General features: G+C 42.1%; 17 protein-coding genes, 2 pseudogenes and 1 riboswitch. Of the genes and pseudogenes, 15 read left to right on the plus strand and 4 right to left on the minus strand.

The genetic code is table 11. From position 1 onward, the window contains the following. Positions 1–205 precede the first annotated feature (205 nt). Positions 206–305, plus strand: a riboswitch (purine riboswitch). Between the two features lie 157 nt (positions 306–462). The 8 genes from M8E35_RS21835 to M8E35_RS21870 all read left to right on the plus strand — a co-directional run bounded on the left by M8E35_RS21835 (position 463) and on the right by M8E35_RS21870 (position 10258). Next, entirely contained in the window at positions 463–1305 is an 843-nt protein-coding gene (locus M8E35_RS21835; protein WP_252472474.1) for an FAD binding domain-containing protein, read from the plus strand. Further along, positions 1302–1769 carry a (2Fe-2S)-binding protein gene (locus tag M8E35_RS21840; protein WP_252472476.1) on the plus strand — a complete coding sequence of 156 codons (468 nt, stop codon included), beginning with the start codon at positions 1302–1304 and terminating at the stop codon, positions 1767–1769. Before M8E35_RS21835 ends, M8E35_RS21840 begins: the two co-directional genes overlap by 4 nt. Beyond that, entirely contained in the window at positions 1766–3031 is a 1266-nt protein-coding gene (locus M8E35_RS21845; protein WP_252472478.1) for a xanthine dehydrogenase family protein molybdopterin-binding subunit, read from the plus strand. Before M8E35_RS21840 ends, M8E35_RS21845 begins: the two co-directional genes overlap by 4 nt. Further along, on the plus strand, positions 3028–4032 hold the full coding sequence (locus tag M8E35_RS21850; protein WP_252472480.1) for a xanthine dehydrogenase family protein molybdopterin-binding subunit: 1005 nt from the start codon (positions 3028–3030) through the stop codon (positions 4030–4032). Before M8E35_RS21845 ends, M8E35_RS21850 begins: the two co-directional genes overlap by 4 nt. An 88-nt stretch (positions 4033–4120) precedes the next feature. Further along, on the plus strand, positions 4121–5476 hold the full coding sequence (locus tag M8E35_RS21855; protein WP_252472482.1) for an NCS2 family permease: 1356 nt from the start codon (positions 4121–4123) through the stop codon (positions 5474–5476). A 287-nt stretch (positions 5477–5763) separates the two neighbouring features. Next, positions 5764–7095 carry a 5'-deoxyadenosine deaminase gene (locus M8E35_RS21860; RefSeq protein WP_252472483.1) on the plus strand — a complete coding sequence of 444 codons (1332 nt, stop codon included), beginning with the start codon at positions 5764–5766 and terminating at the stop codon, positions 7093–7095. A gap of 81 nt (positions 7096–7176) precedes the next feature. Beyond that, the gene (gene ade, locus M8E35_RS21865) at positions 7177–8910 is read left to right on the plus strand and encodes an adenine deaminase (protein WP_252472485.1); all 1734 of its coding nucleotides are present in this window, start codon (positions 7177–7179) and stop codon (positions 8908–8910) included. 280 nt (positions 8911–9190) lie between these two features. Continuing rightward, complete coding sequence (locus tag M8E35_RS21870) at positions 9191–10258, plus strand: HD-GYP domain-containing protein (protein WP_252472487.1); 1068 nt, start codon at positions 9191–9193, stop codon at positions 10256–10258. A 75-nt stretch (positions 10259–10333) separates the two neighbouring features. Here M8E35_RS21870 and M8E35_RS21875 read toward each other — a convergent pair. The 3 genes and pseudogenes from M8E35_RS21875 to M8E35_RS21885 form a co-directional block, all read right to left on the minus strand. After that, a pseudogene (locus tag M8E35_RS21875) lies at positions 10334–12462 on the minus strand (thioredoxin domain-containing protein). A gap of 401 nt (positions 12463–12863) precedes the next feature. Continuing rightward, positions 12864–14384: a DNRLRE domain-containing protein gene (locus tag M8E35_RS21880; protein ID WP_252472489.1), complete on the minus strand. Its 1521-nt coding sequence runs from the start codon at positions 14382–14384 to the stop codon at positions 12864–12866. A 356-nt stretch (positions 14385–14740) separates the two neighbouring features. Then, entirely contained in the window at positions 14741–15712 is a 972-nt protein-coding gene (locus M8E35_RS21885; protein WP_252472491.1) for a DUF3231 family protein, read from the minus strand. A 202-nt stretch (positions 15713–15914) separates the two neighbouring features. On the opposite strand from M8E35_RS21885, the gene M8E35_RS21890 reads away from it, so the two are divergent. The 3 genes from M8E35_RS21890 (at position 15915) to M8E35_RS21900 (ending at position 21395) form a co-directional block, all read left to right on the plus strand. Continuing rightward, positions 15915–18800, plus strand: a complete 2886-nt coding sequence (locus tag M8E35_RS21890; RefSeq protein ID WP_252472493.1) for a CheR family methyltransferase — start codon at positions 15915–15917, stop codon at positions 18798–18800. A 35-nt stretch (positions 18801–18835) separates the two neighbouring features. Continuing rightward, on the plus strand, positions 18836–20512 hold the full coding sequence (locus M8E35_RS21895) for a hybrid sensor histidine kinase/response regulator (RefSeq protein WP_252472495.1): 1677 nt from the start codon (positions 18836–18838) through the stop codon (positions 20510–20512). A gap of 301 nt (positions 20513–20813) precedes the next feature. Further along, positions 20814–21395 carry a hypothetical protein gene (locus M8E35_RS21900; protein ID WP_252472497.1) on the plus strand — a complete coding sequence of 194 codons (582 nt, stop codon included), beginning with the start codon at positions 20814–20816 and terminating at the stop codon, positions 21393–21395. A gap of 295 nt (positions 21396–21690) precedes the next feature. On the opposite strand, the pseudogene M8E35_RS21905 reads toward M8E35_RS21900, so the two are convergent. Continuing rightward, positions 21691–21849: pseudogene (locus tag M8E35_RS21905) on the minus strand (DUF255 domain-containing protein); the annotation flags it as partial. A 465-nt stretch (positions 21850–22314) separates the two neighbouring features. Here M8E35_RS21905 and M8E35_RS21910 point away from each other — a divergent pair. The 4 genes from M8E35_RS21910 (at position 22315) to M8E35_RS21925 (ending at position 24687) form a co-directional block, all read left to right on the plus strand. After that, positions 22315–22860 (plus strand): GNAT family N-acetyltransferase, encoded by a 546-nt coding sequence (locus M8E35_RS21910; RefSeq protein WP_252472501.1) that lies wholly within the window; start codon positions 22315–22317, stop codon positions 22858–22860. 267 nt (positions 22861–23127) lie between these two features. Beyond that, a complete protein-coding gene (locus tag M8E35_RS21915; protein ID WP_252472503.1) occupies positions 23128–23658 on the plus strand; it encodes a GNAT family N-acetyltransferase in 531 nt (176 codons plus the stop codon). A gap of 255 nt (positions 23659–23913) precedes the next feature. Beyond that, on the plus strand, positions 23914–24369 hold the full coding sequence (locus tag M8E35_RS21920; RefSeq protein WP_252472505.1) for a GNAT family N-acetyltransferase: 456 nt from the start codon (positions 23914–23916) through the stop codon (positions 24367–24369). Between the two features lie 171 nt (positions 24370–24540). Further along, positions 24541–24687, plus strand: a complete 147-nt coding sequence (locus M8E35_RS21925) for a GNAT family N-acetyltransferase (protein ID WP_252472506.1) — start codon at positions 24541–24543, stop codon at positions 24685–24687. Positions 24688–24729 lie beyond the last annotated feature (42 nt).

The following is a 24729-nucleotide window of genomic DNA, read 5'->3' on the forward strand; positions in this document are numbered from 1 at the left end:
TTCGTTTGAAAAAATAGGTATATTCTTATTGCCGAATGATGATTGATTCACTTTGTGGATCATTTTACCTAAAATGTAAGACAATTTTTTATATTTAAGCAGGATAACCCTATATACAAATCGAATGTTTATATTGTAATATGTGTATTAGATCTTATGTCTTAAAACCGTTTAGAGAATGAAACAGATTAATTGATTGCTCAATAATTAAATACTGAATTCTACTCATATAACCTCGATAATTGGTTCGAGGGTTTCTACGAGGCAACCGAAATTGCTTCTCTATGAGCCAGGGATGGCCATAGAGTTTTGCAATAGAGGTTGCTTTTTTGTGCTGTCAAAAAGTATAAACTTACGTTATATACTTTCTAAGCATAAGTGCAACTAAGGCTACCGCCTGCGCCTGTGGCTTGGCGCTAGCCAAGTTTTCTATATGCGCAAAATAATAAATGAGGTGAAAAAATGAAGTATTTTCAACCGTACAGCGTGGAAGAGGCTATAGAAATAGCCCATGCATCCGAGTCTACTTTCTTGGCTGGGGGAACCGACCTTGTACTTCATATGCGTAACGGCAAAGCTCAGCCGTCGGGTCTCATAGACCTGGGCAAAATCCCCGTTCTTCGCGAGATCAAAGAAGTCGACGGGTTTATCGAAATCGGGAGCATGGCCACGTTTGCAGAATTAGGAAATAGTGAACTCGTTGCCCAAAATGCCTATGCCCTTTGGCAGGCCTGTCAATCCATGGGTTCTCCACAAATTCGTAATCAAGCGACTTTGGGTGGAAACTTAGGTAACTGCTCACCGGCTGCGGATGGCTTGCCACCACTATTAGCGTTAGGGGCAGAGGTCCATTTGATTTCGCAAGAGGGGGAGGAATTTGAACCTTTATCCACTCTCTTAAGCCGTACACCGCTCCTCGGACAGAACACCCTCATTCTTGGATTCCGTATCCCTATCAATGGTTGGCAGAGTGGCTTTGCAAAATTAGGTAGACGCAGAGCGTTAGCCATTGCCCGTTTAAGTGTCGCTGTGGCTGTAGAAATAAATGGAACCCGAGTGGAAAATGTTCGCGTGGCCCTGGGAGCTGTGGGCAGACGAGCTTTCTTAAGTGAATCTCTTGGCCGGGAATTAAGCGGTCTGGACTTAAACGGGGCTTGGTTGGAAAAAGGGGTTTTGGAAGTCCAACAGATAGTCCGAGAAGCTTTGGGGGCCCGGGCATCTGCACCATATAAACGGGAAGCGGTTTCTGGAGTCTTTCGTGAGGCGTTAGCGTCGATCATCACAGAGGGAGGGACACAGGCATGATAGAGATTAAACTTGTTGTAAATAATAAGCCTTATACTTTGGGAGTTGAACCAAGTGAACGTCTCATTGATGCTTTACGCAACCGTTTGGGATTGCTTGGAACGAAAGAAGGGTGTGGGGAAGGAGAATGTGGAGCCTGCACCGTGATTATGGACGGTAAAACAGTGAACTCCTGTCTTGTTCTGGCTGTTCAAGCCAACGGAAGTGTTATTACGTCAATTGAGGGAGTAGGAAATCGGCGCTCACCTCATCCTGTACAGAAGGCTTTTGTCGAAGTTGGAGCCGTTCAATGTGGTTTTTGTACCCCTGGAATGGTTTTATCAGCTAAGAATTTGCTGGATAAAAACTCGAAGCCTAGTAATGAAGAAATTGGAATTGCCATGTCAGGGAATCTTTGTCGCTGTACAGGGTATGATAAAATTTTGCGGGCTGTAAAAATCGCTGCTGAGGAGGGAAAGGAATGAAAACTTCAGTGGTGGGTTCCCGAGTTGTCAGAGAAGATGCCTGGGGGAAAGTCTTTGGGCAAACGAAATTCCCTGCAGACGTGAATTTGCAGGGTCAGATCTACGCGGTAGTTATTCGCAGTCCACATCCTCATGCCAGAGTTCTAGGAATTAACAGTGAACAAGCAATGAGCTTAGCTGGTGTGGTGGCTGTCTTAACGGCCAAGGATGTTCCTAATAATTCCCACGGTGTACTCTTTCGCGACCAGCCCGTCCTAGCAGAGTATATTCGAATGGTTGGGGACCCGGTGGCGGTTGTAGGAGCAGAAACAGAGGAAATTGCTCGAGCTGCTGCCAAGCTTGTAGAAGTAGAATACGAGGTTTTGCCGGCGGTGTTTGACCCAGAGGAGGCTATGATGCCTGATGCGCTCCCTCTTCATCCTACGCTTCGGCCGACAAACGTCTTATATCACATGCCAATTCGTCGGGGCAATTTGCAAGAAGGCTGGGCTCAAGCAGACGTCGTAATTGAAAAAGAGTACAGTACTCAACATGTGGACCATGCCTTTCTGCAACCCGAAGCAGTGCTGGCTCATGTGGATGAACGCGGACACATGGTGGTGGAAACAGCTACCCAATACGCTCACTATGATCGGGGCGAGATTGCCCATGCGTTAGGGCTTCGTTTTAGCCAGGTTCAAGTCAAAACCTTAGCGGTGGGAGGAGCTTTCGGAGGACGGGAAGACATTTCACTTCAGATTATGGCGGCCTTAATGGCCTGGAATACACTTCGACCTGTAAAAATGGAAAATACCCGGGAAGAATCCTTTTATTCTCATTCCAAACGTCATCCTATGCGGATGCACTATAAAACAGGAGCGACGAAGGATGGAAAATTAGTTGCCCTGGAAGCTAAAATTATTGGGGATGCAGGTGCTTACTCTTCCTGGAGTATCAACGTTTTGCGTAAGTCTGCGGTACATGCCAGCGGACCCTATGTTATCCCGAATGTTTCAATTGATAGTTATGCCGTATTTACCAACAATCCTTATTCTGGAGCCATGCGTGGCTTTGGTGCGGCCCAAACAGTCTTGGCGTATGAGAGTCAAATGGATCTCCTCGCGAAGGAAATTGGAATTTCTCCATTAGAGATTCGCTTGCGTAATCTTTTTAAGGTTGGAAGTACGACGGCTACAGGACAAGTATTGACCGGAAGTGTGCCACTTGATCAGTGCTTGGCGAAAATCGCGCCGTATCTCCAAAGAGGGGGGGACTCTCAATGAAAAAGAGGGGAATTGGGTTAGGGTGTTCGTGGTATGGCACGGGTTATGGGAACGGTTTCCCGGACGTGTCCAGTGCCTTTGTAGAAATTCATGATGACGGGTCAGCGACGGTTTTGACGGGAGCTGTCGACGTAGGACAGGGAAGCAACTCAATCTTTGCCCAAATCGCAGCGGAAGAGCTGGGACTAGAGTCCCAAGATATCTGTGTCTATTCTGGTGATACGGATGCAACACCTGATTCAGGAACGACGGCAGCGACGCGGCAAACTTATAATACTGGAAATGCTGTTCTTAAAGCTGTTCGCCAAGCAAAATCCTCTTTGTTGGATTATGCTGCCCATGAGTTTTCTTGCCCAACTTCAGAAGGTATAGAGCTTAAAGCCGGTTATATAGGAGTCAAAGGTGATTCTTCACGCCGTATGCCTTTAGCTGACATGGTTTTTCAAGCCCGTTTAAAGGGTGAACGGTTTATAAGTGCTGAAAGCTCGACGGCGCGATCGACTCCTGTCGATCCTGAAACCGGGCAAGGTGCTCCTTACTGGCCATATGCGTTTGGATGTCAGATGGCTGAGGTAGAAGTTAATACTGAAACTGGTATGGTCCGTGTTCTCAAAGTAGTTGCAGTTCATGACGTAGGAAAAGCCCTAAATCCAACTCAAGTAGAAGGGCAAATTGCGGGAGGAGTAACCCAGGGAATAGGGTTTGCTTTGCTTGAGGAACTGGAATTAAAAGAGGGTAAAATTAATAATCCGGCCCTTTCCAGTTATTTGATTCCCACGGCCTTAGATGTGCCTAGTATAGAAGCTTTATTCGTGGAAGATGCAGAGTGCACTGGTCCTTTCGGTGCTAAGGGACTCGGTGAACCGGCAATGCTTCCAACAGTTGCGGCCATCATTAATGCTATTGATGATGCTGTGGGAGTAAGGATTACGTCTTTACCAGCGACACCGGAAAAAATTCTGCAAGCGTTAGCAGAGAAGAAGGAGGGTTTAGGAGAGTAGAGTAAAGTTTAATATAATCAATAGATTTTGCTTAAACTACCAAAATAGGAGATTAGATGAGGAAAATAATTAACTGGGAGGGCTGTCTATGTCAACCGTTAAGAATTCGTCAGATAAACCAGAAGGCTTTTTAGAAAGATTTTTTCACCTTAATGAATTAGGCTCCAATGTACGAACGGAAATTTTGGCGGGGGTAACTACATTTATTACCATGGCCTACATTTTGTTTGTAAACCCGATAATATTAAAAGATGCAGGGATGCCTATTAGTGCTACTTTTGCCGCTACGGCCATTGCCGCAGCATTTGGTACTCTGATTATGGGCTTGTATGCCAACTATCCGATCGCTTTAGCACCAGGAATGGGGCTTAACGCATTCTTTACGTACACTGTTGTTCTTGGAATGGGACTTAGTTGGCAAACAGCACTCGGTGCAGTTTTTATTTCAGGTGTTGTCTTTTTCCTCATGACAGTTACGAAAGTTCGTGAGTGGATTATTGAGGGTGTACCTCCGGTTTTGCGACTCTCTATTGGGGTAGGTATTGGCTTATTTATTGCTTTTATTGGACTTAAAAACGGTGGTTTGATTGTTGCTGACCAAGCTACGTTTGTAAAATTGGGGAATATGAAGTCGCCGGGCGTTCTCGTTACTGTCTTCGGTCTTATTGTTACTGGCGCGTTGATAGCTAGGAAAGTAAAAGGCGGTTTATTGATCGGGATTGTTGCTACGACCTTGTTAAGCATGATAATGGGCGTTTCTGCATATCCCACTGGAATATCGAGTTTTATTTCAATGACTAATCCTTTAACAGCAATTGCGCCGGTGGCGTTTGAGCTCGATGTTTGGGGAGCTATTAGTTATGGTTTTATTTCAATTCTCTTTGCCTTTACGCTAGTAGACTTGTTTGATAATATCGGTACCTTACTTGGGGTATCACGCAAAGCGGGTCTCTTAGATAAGAACGGGAATCTACCCCGTGCTGGAAAAGCTTTGATGGCAGATTCAGTTGGAACTATGTTCGGAGCTGCAGTGGGAACTCCCACGGTAACGTCTTATATTGAAAGTGCCTCAGGCGTAGCCGAGGGTGGTAAAAGCGGACTAACTGCAGTTACAGTTGCAGGTCTCTTCTTAGTTTCACTTATTTTTGCTCCATTGGTCGGATTAATTCCTGGGCAAGCAACAGCACCTATTCTTATTTTGGTGGGTGTCTTGATGATGAGTGAAGTGGTCGAAATTAAATTTGACGACTTTACCGAAGCTTTGCCTGCTTTTATGACGATCGTCATGATGCCTCTAACCTTCTCGATAGCTCAAGGGATTGCCTTTGGATTTATGTCTTACACCCTTATTAAATTAGTGAGTGGTCGACATAAAGAAAATAATTTGGTTATGTATGTATTCACGGCTCTCTTTATTATCCACTTTATTATCGGTGGGCACTAATCTAACCAATAGTGTTTTGGAGAGATGTGGCTGGAACACATCTCTCCATGATTGGAAAACATTGGTGGAGTTTCTGCTCCATATAAAGTATAGTTAAACTTATCTGGGGGCTGTAGCGAATTTGAATTTGTATACAAGATATATTTCGGAATTCGTTATTTCAATAAGAATTTCGAAATTTAGAATTCAGATTTCGAATACAATGGAGTTGCCTAAGATAACCTAATGCATGGCGTCTTTCGGTCGGCGGAGAGCGCCTTCGCAAGAAGGGGAAGGATGGGAATAGGATGCGTATTCTCTTCAAAAATGGGAATATTGTAACAATGAATGATGGGCGTGAGATTATTCAGGGAGATCTGCTTGTTGATGGGTCTGAGATCGCAGCAGTTGGTGGTGTCATCGAACAACCTGCAGATCAAGTAATTGAGCTCAATGGCGATTTAATAATTCCCGGCTTGATTCAGACTCATATTCATTTGTGCCAGACATTATTTCGAGGTCAGGCTGACGATTTAGAGCTTTTAGATTGGCTCAAACTGCGAATTTGGCCGCTAGAAGGCGGACATGATCCAGAATCCTTATATGATTCTGCTTTATTAGGTATTGGAGAGTTATTCCTTGGTGGTACAACGACGATTGTGGACATGGAGACAGTGCATCATACTGAACATGCTTTTGAGGCTATCCTTGCCAGTGGCTTAAGAGCCCTGAGCGGGAAGGTTATGATGGATGACTGCAATGGAGATATTCCACCTTCCTTGCAAGAGAAGACGGAAGACTCTTTGCAAGAAAGTGTCGATTTATTTGAGAAATATCACGGTAAAGGAAATGGACGACTCGAAGTTGCGTTTACGCCCCGCTTCGTTATTTCCTGCACCGATTCATTATTAAAAGAAGTTTCAAAGATTGCCCGTGAAAAAAATGCTTTTGTGCATACACATGCTTCGGAAAATCGCTCGGAAATCCAACTTGTAGAGAGTACGCGTGGTATGCGCAATATCATCTATTTGGATAAAGTGGGCTTAACCGGGCCGAAACTAATATTGGCTCATTGCATCTGGTTAGATGAGGCAGAAAAGGAAATTCTGGTCCGGACCAAGACGAGGATTTCACATTGCCCTTCTTCGAATTTGAAGCTGGCCTCGGGGATTGCTCCGATTCCAGAACTTATGAAACGCGGTGCAGAGGTTTCCCTAAGCGCGGACGGGGCACCCTGCGGCAATAACTTAGACGGATTCCGAGAAATGCGACACGCTGCCCTGATTCAGAAACCTTTACATGGGCCGACGGTCATGCCAGCACGGGAGGTCTTTGAACTGGCCACTCTGGGTGGTGCTCGGGCCATCGGACATGAACATGATCTGGGAAGTCTGGAAGTTGGGAAAAAAGCGGATTTAGCAGTGGTTAGCCTGCAAGGCTTACACACATGGCCGATTGAGCATGTTGATGTTTATTCACAATTGGTATACCAGGCTGTTTCCTCCGATGTGCGACTCACAATGGTGGATGGGCAAATAGTGATGAAAGATCGGCACTTGTTAACGATTGATGTGCCGAAGCTTAAGTTAAGCTCAACGCGCAGTTTAAATCGAGTAATGCAAAGGGTAGGACTTGTATAGAGAGACTTATGTGATACAGAAAAAGGCTTGGCGTTAACCAAGCCTTTCTTGATATCTGTCTGGAATGGAGTGTGGAGCAGTATGTTGAGCTTTAAGCAAAGAATGGATGAAGCCAGGGGGCTTGTTAAAATTGACTTGGTTCTGAGACGAGCTAAGTTAGTTAATGTCTTCTCTGGGGAAATCCATGAAACGGATATAGGAGTCCATCAAGGTAACTTTGTTGGTATTGGAAAGTTCGAAGAAGCGGAGAGGGTTCTGGATTTAGCCGGTAAGTATGTTGTTCCTGGCCTGATTGACGGACATGTACATATAGAAAGCTCGCATCTTTGTCCTGAGGAGTTTTGTTCGCTTCTTCTTTCTCATGGAGTAACAACAGCGGTCGCAGATCCACATGAAATCGCCAATGTTTTAGGGAAACAAGGAATTCAATATATCCTCGACAGCGTCGAAGGACTACCCTTTAATGCCTTTGTAGCACTTCCTTCTTGTGTTCCTGCAACAGATTTGGAGACTTCAGGGGCTCGTCTCGGAGCGAAGGATTTATTAGAATTTGTCGATCATCCTAAAGTTATAGGTCTAGGCGAGGTTATGGATTATTTGGGAGTGATCCAAGCCGAATCGGATATGGTAGAGAAGCTGAAACTTCCTTTGCCCTTTTTTGATGGGCATGCTCCCGGAATATCTCCTCAGGATTTGAACGCCTATTATCTGGCGGGAATACATACAGAACATGAATGCTCAACAGTTGAAGAGGCTAGAGAGCGTTTACGGCGCGGTTTCCACGTCATGCTTCGCGAGGGAAGTGCCGCAAAAAACCTCTTGGATCTTTTGCCTGCAGTGACTTCCCAAAATGCAGGACAATGTCTTCTGGTGACAGATGACCGTCATCCGAGGGATCTTATCCATGAAGGAAGCATCGATCATCTAGTCCGTCTGGCAATTAAGGCAGGAATGGACCCTGTCCAAGTAATCCAAATGGCGACGATCAATGCGGCCCGTGCAATCGGACTTTCTCGTTTAGGTGCAGTAGCACCTGGATATCAGGCGGATTTTGTCATTCTGGATGATTTAAATGAGTTTAAGATTAATGAAGTTTATTGGCGCGGAATAAAACAAAGTGGAAGTGAAGGGCGACCAAAATTTCCACGCTTCAGTGTTGCAGGACTCACGGAAAGTGTTCATATTGGCAACTGGTCCCCAGCCAAGCTCAGAGTTCTTACAGACAAAGAATCAAGATCGTCGAATCATGCTCAGGTTAAAGTTATTGGAGTACAAGAACATTCTCTGCTAACATCGACCTTACTTCGAGAACTGCCAGTCTGCAATGAACATATTCATCCAGACCCAGCCCAGGGAATTGCTAAACTTGCTGTGCTTGAACGTCATCATAAAACAGGAAATGTTGGGGTTGGATTTGTCGAAGGTCTGGGCTTAACAAAAGGGGCCATCGCTTCAACCGTTGCTCATGATTCACATAACCTAGTTGTCGTGGGAATGAGTGATGAGGAGATGAACCTTGCAATTATGACCTGTGTTGAGATGGGAGGCGGGCTTTGTCTTGTAGATGGAAGGCAAGTGATAGGAAAGCTTCCTTTACCGATAGCTGGGCTTATGACTGATCAGGGCGCCGAAGAAGTTGCACAAATCCTCAGTCAGTTGCATGAGAAGGCGGTTAGTTTGGGAATTAGTAAAATGGTAGATCCTTTTATGACCCTAGCCTTTCTTTCCTTACCGGTGATTCCTGAACTAAAGCTAACGGATCTGGGTTTAGTTGACGTAGAAAAGTTCCGATTAACTAAGGTCGTGTGTAAATGACAGACTTGCTGTTGCCCTCATCCTTTTAGCTGAACTTAAAAATCATTCGTTTATAGTTCCTAACTTCTTGCTGTGAAATGGAATTTAAGTAGAAAATATTGTAGACACTGAAAATCCTTACCATTGAAATAAATAGAGTTAATTGTCGAGATATCGAAATCTCATGGGACTAAAGGGAAAATTTATAGAGATATCACTATTTGTAAAAGGTTTTTAGTGATTTTTGACGAAGTAAACTTTAAGGACCAGAAAGCCACAAATTTGGATAGGGTGAAAGTTCATGCGTTTGGTAAATACTCGTTATGTTAAGGAAGGATCAGTTTTAGCACGTCCTGTGATCAACTCTTCAGGTAGGATTCTGTTACAGAGTGGGGTTCGCGTGACGGCTTCCTATATTGAACGACTAATCACCATGGGGTATGATGTCCTTTTTATTGAGGATGATCGATTACAAGATGTAGAATTTCATATGTCAATTACAGGGCAAACGCGTGAAGTTGCTTATAAAACAATTAAAAATGTTAGCAGATATATTGAAAGTGGTCAGGAAAGCACCTTAGTGGTAGCTGATGTGCGATCGTCTGTTGAGCAAATGATTAATGATCTATTGTCTAGTTCTGACATCTTGGGAAATTTGACAGAGATTCTAGGGTATGATGACTATACCTTTCACCATTCGATTAATACAACGATAATTGGACTTGTCTTAGGTATTGCATCAGGATTTTCTGAACAGAAGTTAATTGAGTTTGGAATGGGAATTCTCATGCATGATATCGGTAAAATCTTAATTCCGGAGAATATTCTCAATAAGAAAACCCCATTGACAGATGAAGAATTTGAGGAGATTAAACGGCACACGATAGACGGGTTTAACATTTTGCGCAAAAACAATGATTTTGGTTTGCTGTCTGCACACGTAGCCTTTCAACATCAAGAAAAATGGGATGGCACGGGTTATCCGAGAGGGCTTAAAGGATACGAAATTCATGAATATGCCAGACTGGCGGCGGTTGCCGATGTATATGAAGCTCTGACCAGTAAACGGGTTTATCGCAAGGCCCTTGAGGCGAATGCGGCCTATGAATACATAGTTTCACAATCTAATACCCACTTTTGTCCACAAACGTTAGAAATTTTCAAGAAACATATTGCGGTTTATCCGTCCGGTTCGGGTGTTCTCTTAAGCAATGGACAAAGAGGAAATGTTGTAAAACAGAACTCCGCTTTCCCAAATCGTCCCTTTGTCAGGGTATTCTACGAGAATGAAGAGGAACTTGATTCTCCGATTGATTACAATCTGGCAGAATGTCCTTCTCTTATGGTTATTGCAGTAGATAATCGCTAAATATTGGTATTCCTTTATAAAAGAGAAAGAGTCTCTCACTTTAAATTGAAGTGAGAGACTCTTCCCTTTTAGATATTACGAGTTTTCCAGAAGGGTTCTAAATTCTTCGACCTGATGAACAGGTGTTTGACATGTAAAGTTTTCACATAAATAAGCTGTAACTTGACTTGGATCCAGGGGGTAATCCTTAATCCAAGGCACAGTATCACTGAGACTTCCCTCTTGGCAGAGAACCGAAGCAAAGGGGCGAAAAGTAGAAAAGAAGAGTTGACGCATTTCAGGGAGTTCTTTTGAGTTGAGAGAACCTGCCAAAATCAATTCCTGAGAAGGGTGAAGGGCAAATTGAAGAGCTTGCAAAAAAGCTGTATACCCTGAGGGGTGCTCCTCAAGAACCGATCTAAAATCGAGAAGCTGTTGTTCCGCTTTTCGTTCCCAGCGCTCATCGCCAGTGAATCGACCAAGCCGAAGCAGGTTGAGCGCGGTGATCGAGTTACCAGAAGGAAGAGCTCCGTCATAACTTTCTTTTGGACGGAAGAGGAGTTCTTCCGCGTCTGAACCAGTTAGATAATATCCGCCGCCTTCTTCATCGAAAAAGAGACGATCCTGTTCTTCTTGAAGTTGAAGTGCGGTTTGGAGAATTTGGGGTTTGCCGTTAGCAGAGTAAAGTTCCAGCAGGCCCCAGATTAAGAATGCATAATCATCCAGGTAACCCAGGTAGGCTGTATCGCCCTCTCGGTAGCGTGCCATAAGACGACCATCGCCACGTCGTAACTGAGTAAGGACGAAAGTTACAGCTTTTTCAGCCGCTTCCAGATAAGTATTACTGCCAAGAACTTGAGCCCCTTTTGCTAAGGCAACAATCATTAACCCGTTCCAAGCAGTTAAAATCTTATCATCCTTGTGAGGGTGGATTCGTTTTTCGCGTTCTGCAAAGAGAGCTTGGCGTGCATTTTCTAGGGAATGCAGAACCTCTTCCTCTGATAAAGAGTTATCCTGAGCCACTTTCTTAATATTTCCTAATAAAAGATTGGGAATATTCTTCCCTTCAAAGTTTCCTTTAGGTGTTATGTCGAAAACAGCACAATATTTAGCGGCTGTCTCTTTGTCGAGAACAGCTTCAACCTCTTCGGGAGTCCAGACGTGGAACTTTCCTTCTTCCCCCTCGGCGTCAGCATCTTCCGCAGAATAAAAACCGCCCTCAGGGGAGGTCATGTCTCGAAGTACATAAGTGAAAATTTCCTGCGCAATCTGAGCATCTTTTGGAAAATGGGAAACTTGATAATTTTCTAAGTAAGCTAAAGCTAGTAAGGAATTATCGTAGAGCATTTTTTCAAAATGAGGAACTAACCATTTTTCATCCGTACTATACCTTGCAAATCCGAATCCGACATGATCATATATTCCACCAAGAGCCATTCCATCGAGAGTTTTCCGGACAATCTCCAGGGCTTTGTCCTTAGGGTGATCCTCTGCATAGCGAAGCAGGAAGGTTAGGGTATGGGGTGTAGGAAATTTTGGAGCCTGCCCAAATCCTCCGTAACGTGGGTCAAAGCTTTGGGCTAAGATGGAGTATGCTTTAGAGACTACTCCATTTCCCCATGTTTTAAAGGATTCTGAGCTGTCCTTAAGGTCTGAGATAGGGGCGGCGGTTTTATCGGGCAGTGAACGCCCTGAATGAACTGCAGCCACAATTTGATCCGCTGAGTCTCGCAGTTTCTCCTCGTCCTTTGCCCAGAGAGTCCCTACTTGTTCTAAAAGTTCCATCATACCTTTGTATCCGTAGCGCTCTGTTTTCGGAAAGTATGTACCAGTAAAAAACGGCTTTTTCTCGGGTGTCATAATAATCGTAAGCGGCCATCCCCCTGACCCAGTTAAAGCCTGACAGAAGGCCATGTACAAATGATCAACATCCGGGCGTTCTTCACGATCCACTTTGATGGAGACAAAGTAGCGATTGAGTAAAGCGGCAACTTCGTTGTCTTCGAAGGATTCTCTCTCCATGACATGACACCAGTGACAGGTAGATTACTATAACATTGTTAGGAGTACCCAATAGAAAGAAATATCGGCTTATTTTCAGCTTGAGCTTTTTCAAAAACCTCTTGGCCCCAAGGGAACCAATTGACAGGATTATAAGCATGCTGTATTAAATAAGGCGATTTCTCGTTTATCAATCTATTGGGTACAGCATTTTTGTTGGTCATGGCATCACCTTCTTTCTTAATAATTTTTTGATTTCAATTATTATATCCGAAAATAAAAAAGATACCAAAAGAACTGTGATAGTTGCGTTATGAAGCGATAGAACGACATTTCATGTAGATGGGCAATTCATTGGCTACCCTTTGGACGAAGGATATCGGATTGTCTTTGCTTAGGACGCAATGAGCAGAAAGTTCATTAGGCATTGCTAAATTTCAAATAGCTATTTTCAGGGTTGATAAGAATCAATATTAGATTACACTAGGGATTGTATACAAAATATTGGAGCCCTCAAGTTTGAAGACTCCTTCTAAATATACAGGACTAGTTTTAAGCTATAGTTAAGACGCTGGTATAAAGACTGACTACAGTTTGCGCCGTAGTAACAAAGACCGTCAGAAAACTAACTTATTTTTTGGATCAAGATAGAGGCATCTGCGTTGCTTACAGTTCCGCCTGCTAGAGTCTGTAGGGTAACCGCCGCTGCACTAGTATGGTTTCTCAAGGTTAACACATCACCGGCGCTAGCTGTGATAATTACCATACCTGGGTTCGGTTGAGTGCCGGCCCCGGAGCCGTAGACGGCACCAGCAACGGGACCGCCATTTTGGAAGAGAGTAAACTGGTTTGATTCATTACATGAAGCGTTGAACCATATAGCATAGGTGCCGGCAGTACCAAGTATAATTGGAGCTGTTCCCGGTGCATGGGCAATGCTACCTACAATTACTCCGTTATCACTAAATAATATATCCGCTTCTAGAGGTACGACTTGAAGACCTAAATTATAAATATAGGCGAATTCTGCTAATCCCGCGCCAGTAGCGCCAGTAGCGCCAGTAGCTCCAGCAGCTCCAGTAGCACCGGTAGCGCCAGCAGCTCCAGTAGCTCCAGCAGCGCCAGTAGCGCCGGTAGCGCCAGTAGCGCCAGTAGCGCCGGTAGCGCCGGTAGCGCCAGCAGCTCCAGTAGCTCCAGCAGCGCCAGTAGCGCCGGTAGCTCCAGTAGCGCCGGTAGCTCCAGTAGCGCCAGTAGCTCCAGCAGCGCCAGCAGCTCCAGTAGCGCCGGTAGCGCCAGTAGCTCCAGCAGCTCCAGTAGCGCCGGTAGCGCCAGTAGCTCCAGCAGCTCCAGTAGCGCCGGTAGCTCCAGTAGCTCCAGTAGTGCCGGTAGCTCCAGTAGCGCCGGTAGCGCCAGTAGCTCCAGTAGCGCCGGTAGCGCCAGTAGCTCCAGTAGCGCCGGTAGCTCCAGTAGCGCCGGTAGCTCCAGTAGCTCCAGTAGCTCCAGTAGCGCCAGTAGCTCCAGTAGCGCCAGTAGCGCCGGTAGCGCCGGTAGCTCCAGCAGCGCCAGTAGCGCCGGTAGCGCCTGTTGCCCCAGTGACTCCAGCACATGAGCTAAAGTTTACGAGCAAATATGGCGGATTGACATTATTTGTACTTTCGTAACCAATGATTGTATTTGGCTTACCTTCCTTACCTATAAGTGTAATGCCAAAATTTTCATGACACAGATTGCTCCAGCCCTGAACTAAACTCGTTATATCAATAGATATATAAGTTCCTACATTGCTATCAATTACATTAAAGGAATAGGGGGTAATGACAGTATTCGGTGCCGTGTCCCACGTTACAATCGCTTGGCTAAAATCATTTTCATTTTCGTATATTGTTACTGTTTGAGGTGAGAGCTCATTATCAGATTTATCTTTTCTATTAATAAAAAGGTAAAGAATAGCACTACATATTATAGTTGAGCAAGGCAAATCAATGGGAAATTTCAGTAATGTTCTATAAGAATCAGGCTTACAACGATTCTTAGTAGTTCTAAGATATTCTCCTGTAAACAATTGATTGATAGCCCCAAAGTTTGTATTATGATAATATTGTGAAATATAGACACTATCTGTGGGAGAAATATAAATTGACGCCATAGAATTCTTCCTTTCTCTAGTTTTAATCTTAGTAAGATGTTAACGATTTCAAAACCTTTAAACAAAAGGGAGCATGGGAGATTCCAGTTATTACCTAATGGAACAATTTAACTGAGACTCAATGCGTAGAATTTTAGAAAAGAAATTAGGATTAACACCAATATATTCCATATAAAATGAATTTGTTACGTTTTGAACTATAGGTTACGTCGAGAACGCAGTCGTCCGAACAACAAGCACAGCAAAATCCGCTCAACTGGCGGATTTTGCTGTGCTTTTCTGAGGCTTTTAACTGCCTTATAGTTTGAATAATATTTACCACGTGCGTATTAATTGTCTCAAGAGCAATCGTTCACCTATACTAATGCTCCATACGTGGGTGGTGTCTTTGTCCAGCCTTTCGCTTTACCGTATTTTAGGAATTTATCATACGAGCTCATCTCGTCTTTAAATAAATCGATGAATGTTTTGCGCAGGCTGTCATTTCTTACCGTCTCCATTACTGCCCTCATGTGCAGGTCAATAGAATTCTGAAGGCCTGTGAGAAGAATTCTATACATAAATTGATCTTCCATTGCTTCCGGATCTATGCGCTGCACCATTTCAGCGGGTGGCCTTTCAGGTACTTGGACACTATAGTTTAGACACAGTTCCTCAAGTTTCTCGATTTGCTTTTTGATAATTATTAAGCCCATATCTAAGACAGCAATAAAGCTTGTGTCATGGGCAAAACTAATGGAGAACATGACTAATTCCAGCTGGTCATATCTTAAGTTTAAATGGTCCCAGAGATGGAAAGCTTCACTGATTGATAAATCTTCAGTTTTAATTGGCTTGGAGGGCTTATAAGCCGGAGGATTGTCCTCCCAGCTCTTTAACTTACCAAACTTATAGAGTATTTGAAATTGATAGGCGTGGCCTAACAGGGCATGTTTGAAAAGTTCACGGAGTTGATCATTACTTGTAGTGGTTCTATAAGACCGACCAAGGACAACCATTTGAGTAACTAGGTCTTCATAGATTCTCCTGTAAATATATCTATCTGTAAGCTCATCAAGCTTTTTATCAATCCGGATATCCACTGCGGGTCTCTTGGGCAAGGTTACAGAATAGTGGGTTGCTTTCTCTTCCAATATCTTTGATTCCTTTATAAAGGTACTTAAGAAGCGACTAAGCATAAGATCAAACTCACGGTCATGGATAAAGTTCCTATACATCTGAAGGGTTTCTATACTTCCATAACGTGCTCTTAAGGCGTTCCATAAATTGAAGGCTCCTAGAATATCAATAACTTCTTCACCAGATAGTTTTTTAAAGAAAGAAAACAAAACAATCACCTCATTATAAGATTCTTTTAGTATCCGTTGGGTAGGGTATTTTTATGCGATGCAGAGAAAGGTCTGGGGAACCGGGAGCGACAACTTATTTGGTATTTAAGTGTTTAAGATAATTAAAGAAAAATAGAGGTAAAATACAAATAATGTCCAATATATATAGATATTAAAATACGGAACGAACAGAGGTTAATTTGTGCAAAATCACATGAGCTTGAACGATAGTTTTCCAGTTGTGGGCATCGGAGTCTCGGATGTTGGGGGAAAGGCGTTTAAAGCTTTTTTCAAAAATATGCCAGACGACTGTGGGATGGCCTTTGTTATTGTCGGCCGTCACGAAATGACGGTTCAGATCCTGCAGGAATACATATCTATGCCTGTTTTAGTTGTGAAAGACGATATGAAGATGATGCCCAACCATGTGTTCATATGCCCGAAAGATAAAGATACCGGAGTTGTACGGGGTAATTTTTATTTACGGGAACCCCTTTCTAATCCTCGAAAACCTTTAGATTATTTTTTCAGCACCCTGGCCTATGACCAGGGTGAAAATGCCATATGTATTATTCTTTCAGGCATAAGTCATGATGGAGCGCTGGGCTTAAAAGAAATTAAAGCACAGTTTGGTATGGTCATGGTTCAGGACGGGGGCTTAGCGGGTTGTGCTGATTCCGCTGGCAGTGCCTCGGTCTTGGAATTGGCAGATTTTATTCTACCTATTGAGAAAATGAGTGATCAGCTCCTTGTGCATAGCAAGTGGTTGCAACGAAAAGCTTCGCGGAGTATGAACGAAAAATTAAGTAAGAACTCAGAAATACTAAAGAGAGTGCTTTTCATTATCCAAATGCACAACAGCCACGATTTTTCCCTTTACAAAAAAGGGACTATTTACCGGCGTATAGAAAGCAGGATGCGCGTCTGCCATATTCAAGATATTGAGGAGTATGTTCGCTATTTGCAGCGAAACGCTGCAGAAGTGGAAACTCTTTTCAAAGCGATACTTATTAACGTAACCCGTTTTTTCCGTGACTCTGAAGCCTTCGAGGTTTTGGAGAATCAAGTGATTCCTGATTTACTGGCGGATAAACCGGAGGGATATAATTTACGAATATGGATCCCCGGGTGTTCCAGCGGGGAAGAAGTTTACTCCCTGGCAATCATAATTCAGGAATGCATGAACAAAGTCCGGAAGAATATGACTCTACAGATATTCGCTACAGATATTGACGAAGACGCCGTTTTGACGGCAAGGACTGGCTTATATCCCTTAAGCATCGCGGATGATATACACCCTGAGCGCTTAAAACGCTTTTTTAAGCTGGAAGAAAATCGATTCCGGATTTCGAAGGAAATCCGGGAAACTATAATTTTTGCTTCTCATGATCTTATTAAAGACCCGCCTTTCATTAAGGTGGATATGATCAGCTGCCGAAACCTTTTAATATATTTTGAAAATTCCTTGCAAAAAAGGATTTCCAATCTTTTTCATTTCAGCCTACTACCTAATGGAATACTCTTTTTGGGCCCTTCCGAATCCTTTGGAAGTAACACGAACCTTTATACTGTGCTTAATAGCAAATGGAAGTTATATAAACGCCGGGATGTCATTTCCAAACTCTGGGCAAATTTTCTTCCCAATTCGTCAATAATCAAGGCAGCCAAAGCAAGGGCGGATTTTACAAGCATCGTCGGATCAGAAAAATCAGGAATGATTAATTCTATAGAGAAGATGTTGTTAGAAAACTATACCCCGCCCTGTTTTATCGTTAATGAAAAGGGAGATATCATTTATATCAATGGACGTAGTAGAAGATATTTTGAACTAGCTACTGGAGAAGTTAGCCTGAACATTGCGACCATGGTTAAGGAGGAAATGCGGTATAGTTTAAGGGCAGTACTTCGTCAGGTAGCTAAAACAAAAGAAGATATTACTATTGAAGGCGTGAGGTTGATAATCAATGACGACCAAGTCACGCTTAATTTTGGTGTTAGGCCGATTGAGGAACCCGGAACATTACAGGGCTTGATCCTTGTGAACTTTGAGGAAGTTTCTGCATTACCCATAGATACCCCGCTGAATAACAACGATGACAGCTCGTCCGACAGTATGACGCGGATCGACGAACTAGAGAATGAGCTAAAAAGTACAAAGGTTCAACTATTCAGAACGATCGAAGAGATTGAATTATCCTACATGGAGACAGCAGCGGCCAACGAAGAACTACACTCAGCAAATGAGGAATTACAGAGTTCCAATGAAGAGATGGAGACTTCCCGAGAAGAAATGCAGTCCCTCTACGAGGAAGTCGTAACCGTTAACAATGAACTGCAAAATAAACTGAATGAACTGGCCCACTCCAATGACGATATGACCAATCTTTTAAACAGCACAGAAATCGCCTTTATATTTCTGGATAGTAATTTGAACATTATGCGGTATACTCCTTTAGCCCCCAGGCTTGTTAACATCATTCCCTCTGATGTTGGTCGTCCCCTAGCCCACCTTGTAACAAAACTCCGAAATACGGATATTATCAGCGAAGCTCAGAGGATTCTGGAAACATATGGCCAAATTGAGATGGAGGTTGAAACATTAGAGGGGGTATGGTACCTGATGCGGTTAACGCCCTACCGAACCTCCGAAAACACGGTGGCTGGTGTCGTAGTTTCTTTTGTTAATATCAGTAAACTTAAGGCACTAAATTTATTAAATACTGAGCTGAGGGACAGACGTGATTATGCCTTTAGTATCATTGAGGCCATTGACTTTCCCCTCCTGGTGCTGGACAGTGATTTTAAGGTTCTAACAGCGAACTTGGATTTTTACCGCGTTTTCCAGGTGACACCTTTAGAAACGGAAGGCATGTTGCTTTCACAACTTAGTGAAGGCCGATGGAACATTCGCGAGTTGGAGGAAAAACTTACCACTATTATCGCTGAAGGGATATCTTTTCGAAGCTTCCTCTTGGATTATGAATTCCCAGGCGTCGGCTATAAAAAGATTTACCTCGATGCCCACAGGATTAACAGCAAAAAGCCATCTGAAGATTTAATCCTAGTCATCTTTAAGACGGAGAATTGATTTAGTTATGTTTAAATAAGGGGGTTGGTGATTGCATGGATGGTGTAAAATTGCGCCAGGAAGCAGAAGCACTGAGAAACCAAAAGAACAGAGCTATCGGGAATACTTCGGCAGAAGGTTTAACGGAGAATATGGAACTGGAGGTTCATCAAATCGAATTATCAATGCAAAATGAAGAATTGCAGCGTGTTGGTCTGGAGAACGAATTATCCCGGGACAAATATAGGAAATTATATGACTTTGCCCCTGTGGGTTTTTTTACCTGTGGGACCAATGGCCTGATCCTGGAAGTAAACCGGACTGGGGCTGCTCTATTCGGAGTGGAGAAGGATAATTTATTGGGTAAGGTCTTTACCAGCTTTGTGCTCGATGAACACCAACACATTTTTTCTCTGTACTGCAAGTTGCTGCGGCAAATTAATACAAAGCAGGAATGCGAACTGAACCTCCGGAAGAATGATGGGACAGTTTTTTGTGCTTTAGTTGAAGGGATAGCAGATAAAGAGAAAGAGAAAGATGAAAAAGACACTCTTTGCTTTCTTGCAGTCAAAGACATTACCGATCGGAAGAAGAATGAGGAAGATAAAGTAAATTACCAAAGGATGGAGTCTTTGGGAATTTTGGCTGGGGGCATAGCCCACGACTTTAACAATCTTCTGACGGTTATATTAGGCAACATCTCGTTATTTAAAATGAAGAATTTGAAGCAGGAAAAAAACCTGGAACTATTGGAAGAGGCAGAAAAAGCCTGCCAGCAGTCAACGGATTTAACCTTGCAGCTGTTGACCTTTGCCAAAGGGGGGAAGCCCCTTAAAGAGGTGATTTCCATTGTTCCATTACTTAATGATACCGTCATTTTTGCAATGAGGGGTTCCAATGTGCGTCATGAACTTGAATTGTCCGATGATTTATGGATGGTTGAGGTTGATGGCGGACATATCAGACAGGTGGTGAATAATCTGGTCATCAATGCCCAGCAGGCCATGCCCAATGGGGGAACGGTGTCTTTGAGGTGCGAGAACAAATACTTGACAAAGGAAGAGGGACTGCCATTAAATATAGGCCCCTATCTGAAGATAACCGTGGAAGATCACGGCGTTGGCATCCATAAAGACCAGTTGAACAGGATTTTTGATCCTTACTTTACGACAAAGGCTCAAGGTAACGGGTTAGGACTAGCTACTTCTTATTCCATAGTCAAGCGGCACAATGGTTACATTAGGGTTGAGTCCGAACCAGGTCAAGGGACAGCTGTATCTGTATACCTTCCAGCCTTACCGGGAATGGCTCTGTCAGAGAAGAAGGCTATAGAGCCATTTCTTTTCGGGCAAGGCAAAATTTTGGTTATGGATGATCAAGCCTCCATACGAGAAGTTATCGGGGGAATGCTTATCCAGTTGAGTTGTGAACCTTCCTTTGCTGCAGATGGAGAGGAAGCCATCCTTCTTTACAAGGAAGCCAGTGAGAGGGGCGAGCCCTATGATGCTGTTATTTTCGATCTAACCGTCCCCGGTGGAGCAGGTGGCAGACAGGCCCTAGAGGAGATCACTAAAATCGATCCCCAGGTCAAGGCCATAACCTCCAGCGGCTACTGTAACGACGCTATTATGACTGATTTTAAAAAGTATGGATTCAAAGCGGCTTTACCTAAGCCTTTTTGCCTGGAGGAACTAAGTAGAGTCCTTAGAAATACTGTTATGGACTCCATGTAATCTTTATCGGTCAGGTTGACTTTTATCGATATTCAGAAGGATTCCATAAATGAAGTTGTGTGGGTGCATCAATTATTCTTTAAGTCTTGCCAGAACGTTTTTGACGCTCTGGCTTCTTGTTTTTTTAGAATTATAAAATTATAAATTTCTCTGCAAAAGCCATCCAATTACTTCCTGTAATATTCCCTTCAACAAAAGTGAATTCTATTAATAGTTTCTAAAAAATAGAAGACATTAGTTAAACATATTATTCAGATGTAACTCAAAAGAATGTTTGACTTAGGGGAGGTAATAACATAACATGAAAAAAATTAAGGATAGAAACACCTTAGCAATTGTTGCAGGGCTCATTGGTTTAACCGGTATTATGTTTGTTGACGGAGTCTCTCGTGGAGCAAAAATCTCTAAGAGGTCATATAGGGAAGCTTCAGCAGGGATGTTCGTCTCAAAAAAGGAAGCTAGCAATTTGAGGGGACAAATCCTGGGAGTAATAATGAATTCTGCTGTGAGCATTATAGGAGCCAAATATATAATTAGTGATATGTCGAAAAATGGGCGGGATAAAATTATACCAAAAGGAATACTGGCGGGAATTTCCATTGGAGCAATAGCTACAGTCCTTCCAAATATTGCCCCCAAAAATAAGGTTAAGCCAAAGGATGCAGCTAGCAACCTTTCTTACGTTTTCAGTAACATTGTTTATGGGTTACTTACTACTTTCGCAGTAGCTAAATTAGGGCATGATTCACTTTTCGACGCCCCACCTCTAAACAATTACTTGAAGCCGACTGAAAAAACAACTGAGCAAACAAAAGAGTCGAATAGAAATAATATTTACTCAGATGTAAATCCCAATCTAGAAGAAGCAAAATATATAATGTAATTCATTTTTCTATGGTTACAATCACGAGTAAAAGTCGGTCAAGGTAGCTTTCGACCCTGTCAGACTTTTTTGATGCACATAATTGTGAGACTGTAAAATGTTTTCTCTTCCAACTTTATGAAATTTCTTTCTAAATTACAACGGACAATAAACGGTCAAGTGCCTGTTGGGTGAGGCATGGGGTTAAATAAGAAACGAACGGGTTCAGGAGTAAATGCTGAACCTGTTCGTTTTCTCCAATTTAGTTCTAGTAACTTGAGTGCCACCAATGACAAGTCGATAAACTACACTACGAATACCCAATAGATAAGAAAACAGGTTTATTCTCTGTTTTCGCTATACGAAAAGCCTCTTCGCTCCATGGATACCAGTTAACTGGATTATATGCGTGTTGGAGCAAGTAGGGAGACTTTTCATTAGCTAATCTATTGGGTATTTTGTTCATTGTTGTCATGGGCAATCACCTCCCTTAGAATAAATTTCGATTATAACATTTAATCTAGTATGACCTTTTACATAGCTATGATTCCCATAAAATGTCGAGTAATTCAATTTGATTTTTCACTGAATTAACGGTCTTTTTATTAACCTTAAAGCGAGGTTATCAAAAAGTAAATTATGTTAAAGTATTGAGTCATACGGATTTGTGAACTGGAATTAAATCAATTTATAATTTCTTTTACTAGAACACTTTGATATGCTCTGCTGTTTATTGTTTTATGAAGCTAGTATTTGGCAGGAATATTTTGAAATTTGTTGAATTCTAGATGAAGGCAATTTATGGTATACAAAGTTAAAGTCCATCTGCTGTTATGCTTGTATATAGCTAGACATGACTGCGTTGCAAACTCTCGGAATATCGGCCGACACTGCTGAAGCCCCTGTAGGTCAATGCAATTTAAAATGAGGTGAAAGTAGTATGGGTAATCTTCCAGAGCTAAAAAGCGGAAGAGTATTGTTGAGAAAACCTGAAAAAGAAGACATTGTTACTCGTATCTTATTTGGGTCACCCATCGAATTTGTTAAAATGTGTAGCGGCGATACGAATAGTATAAATGAATTTACCTTAGATGATGGCAATCAGTGGTATAAAAAAATAATTGTGCACCCATGTAAATGGGTTCTTGAGTATGATGGTTCCTGCATAGGTGAAGTAGCACTAACTCCATATAAACAAGACAATAAGGTAAGATATTCAATTGCTATATTTGAGATGTCTAAATGGGGGTTGGGAATAGGAACCGAAGTTGCAAAGATGGTACTTGATTATGCCTTCAACAGGATGAAATATCATAAAGTGTATTTGCGAGTTTTGGATTATAACAAAAGAGCAATAAGGTGTTACGAAAAATGCGGATTTGTTCAAGAGGGTATTGACCGAGAGGGTGCACGTATTGAAGGAAACTATGAAACTGATATTTATATGGGCATTATCGAAGATGAATACCGTAAGTTCTTCGTTTAGTTTAATTTATGAGATTAATCGGTTTGACGGGTTCTAGATGTAAAGGCGTAGGGCAAAAAGCATTAAATTTTGTTGAGGGTCTATTTCCTGAAGTAGAGTCTTGGAAGCTTGATTGTCCAGCAGATATGGCAACTAACCGCAAATGTTATGAAAAAGTAGGTTATAGATTTACAGGAGAGACAAGGATTATAAACGATAAGCTTACTCTTGTATCTTACAGAAAAGGCATATAGAAGCCCTGAATGAATCAAATAGGAGAAAAACGATATGGTGAACCTTAATCTAAAAAATGATTACAGGATTGAATCTTTGACAATAGATAAACTAATATTGATTGAAACTTTGAACCGAAAATGTTCGGATTATTATTTATTACATGATGGAATATTACCCTCAAAGAGGGAAGCGTTAGAAATATTCAACTCCCTACCTCCTGGTAAAAACTATGAAGATAAATTCACTTTAGGAATATATAAATACACAAATGAATTGGTAGGAATTATTGACATTGTGAAGGATTTCTCAGTTAAAGGGGAGTGGATGCTTGGATTATTGCTTATTGAACCAAAAGAAAGAGGTAATGGATTAGGTAAGCGGATTCATGAAGCATTAGTTCAATGGGCAACCACTTTAGAATCAAAATCTTTTCGAGTCGGCGTGATTGAAGATAATTTTAGGGGGAAGAAATTTTGGTCTGATTTAGGTTACCTAAAAATTAAGGATGCCACTGTGGTTAAGCCAGAAAAGACACATCTTGTAGATGTTATGACTTACCAAATAAGCCGAAGTAATGTATGAGTTCTCAAACTTTATTGCACAACGTAACCTTCGTCCCAAATAACTGATACTTGGCGAAGGTGCATAGATTTATATGCGGGAGATTATTGTTCTAGGGATAAGGGAATGTAATTGACATATTTCCATATATGCTCACTTGAATCAGCGTTGAAATTTTTAAAGATTTCTTGTTGCCCTTAAGCCTTAAAGCAAAAAGGGTTAAGCATGATTTCCTGCTCTTAACCATGAAGAGGCATTTGTTCTGGAGGTGTCAATTTGAAAATTATCATTAAAGAATGTGAAATACAGGATTATGTAGATATAGTTTTACTTAATAAAAATGAAATGGGTTATGACTACCCCGCAGAAGATACAAAGGGTCAACTTGAACGATTACTTGGGGATAATAACCATAAATTATATGTAGCCAAAGTTGCTGACAAAATAGTTGGATATATTCACGCAAACAATCACGATTTGCTATATGCACCACATCTGAAGAACATCATGGGTATTGCTGTTTCAGCGGATTTTAGAGGAAAAGGTATTGGTAAAACGCTTTTGGATGAAGTTGAGAACTGGGCACGTGATACAGGTGCCTGTGGTGTACGATTAGTATCAGGAGCAACAAGAACTGGTGCACACGCATTTTATTTGGCTTGTGGATATACTCTCAAGAAAGAACAGAAAAATTTTAATAGATATTTTGAAAACCCCTTTCATATTAAATGAAAGCAAAAATCTAAAGAGTGTGAGTGTTTAGAGACATTGGGATATCCTGCTAGAATAGTAAGCAATAAAATTAGTAGTTCAATTAACCCTGGAAGTTCATCTGAACTATTTTATGACCCTGTGTTTAGAAAATTAAAGTCTAGATACCTGATTTATAGAGGAAGGTTAAGAATGAATATTTACATTGAAACTGAAAGACTTGTATTAAGACAATTTACTATTGATGACGCGGAAGAATTGCACTCTATCTGTACCCAACCTCATGTATTAAAATGGATGCCCGATTGGGAAATATCCCTGGAAGAAAGGGATGGATAAGATGGGTGGAAAAGGAGTATCTAAGAGCAAGCAAAAATAGTG

It is taken from the genome of Desulfosporosinus nitroreducens (assembly GCF_023897015.1).
Classification (GTDB): Bacteria; Bacillota; Desulfitobacteriia; order Desulfitobacteriales; family Desulfitobacteriaceae; genus Desulfosporosinus; species Desulfosporosinus nitroreducens.

Excerpts from the sequence above, each read along its gene's own strand:
- M8E35_RS21835 (WP_252472474.1), top strand. The coding sequence starts at position 463 with ATGAAGTATTTTCAACCGTACAGCGTGGAAGAGGCTATAGAAATAGCC.
- M8E35_RS21840 (WP_252472476.1), top strand. The coding sequence starts at position 1,302 with ATGATAGAGATTAAACTTGTTGTAAATAATAAGCCTTATACTTTGGGA.
- M8E35_RS21845 (WP_252472478.1), top strand. The coding sequence starts at position 1,766 with ATGAAAACTTCAGTGGTGGGTTCCCGAGTTGTCAGAGAAGATGCCTGG.
- M8E35_RS21850 (WP_252472480.1), top strand. The coding sequence starts at position 3,028 with ATGAAAAAGAGGGGAATTGGGTTAGGGTGTTCGTGGTATGGCACGGGT.
- M8E35_RS21855 (WP_252472482.1), top strand. The coding sequence starts at position 4,121 with ATGTCAACCGTTAAGAATTCGTCAGATAAACCAGAAGGCTTTTTAGAA.
- M8E35_RS21860 (WP_252472483.1), top strand. The coding sequence starts at position 5,764 with ATGCGTATTCTCTTCAAAAATGGGAATATTGTAACAATGAATGATGGG.
- ade (WP_252472485.1), top strand. The coding sequence starts at position 7,177 with ATGTTGAGCTTTAAGCAAAGAATGGATGAAGCCAGGGGGCTTGTTAAA.
- M8E35_RS21870 (WP_252472487.1), top strand. The coding sequence starts at position 9,191 with ATGCGTTTGGTAAATACTCGTTATGTTAAGGAAGGATCAGTTTTAGCA.
- M8E35_RS21880 (WP_252472489.1), bottom strand. The coding sequence starts at position 14,384 with ATGGCGTCAATTTATATTTCTCCCACAGATAGTGTCTATATTTCACAA.
- M8E35_RS21895 (WP_252472495.1), top strand. The coding sequence starts at position 18,836 with ATGGATGGTGTAAAATTGCGCCAGGAAGCAGAAGCACTGAGAAACCAA.
- M8E35_RS21900 (WP_252472497.1), top strand. The coding sequence starts at position 20,814 with ATGAAAAAAATTAAGGATAGAAACACCTTAGCAATTGTTGCAGGGCTC.
- M8E35_RS21910 (WP_252472501.1), top strand. The coding sequence starts at position 22,315 with ATGGGTAATCTTCCAGAGCTAAAAAGCGGAAGAGTATTGTTGAGAAAA.
- M8E35_RS21915 (WP_252472503.1), top strand. The coding sequence starts at position 23,128 with ATGGTGAACCTTAATCTAAAAAATGATTACAGGATTGAATCTTTGACA.
- M8E35_RS21925 (WP_252472506.1), top strand. The coding sequence starts at position 24,541 with ATGAATATTTACATTGAAACTGAAAGACTTGTATTAAGACAATTTACT.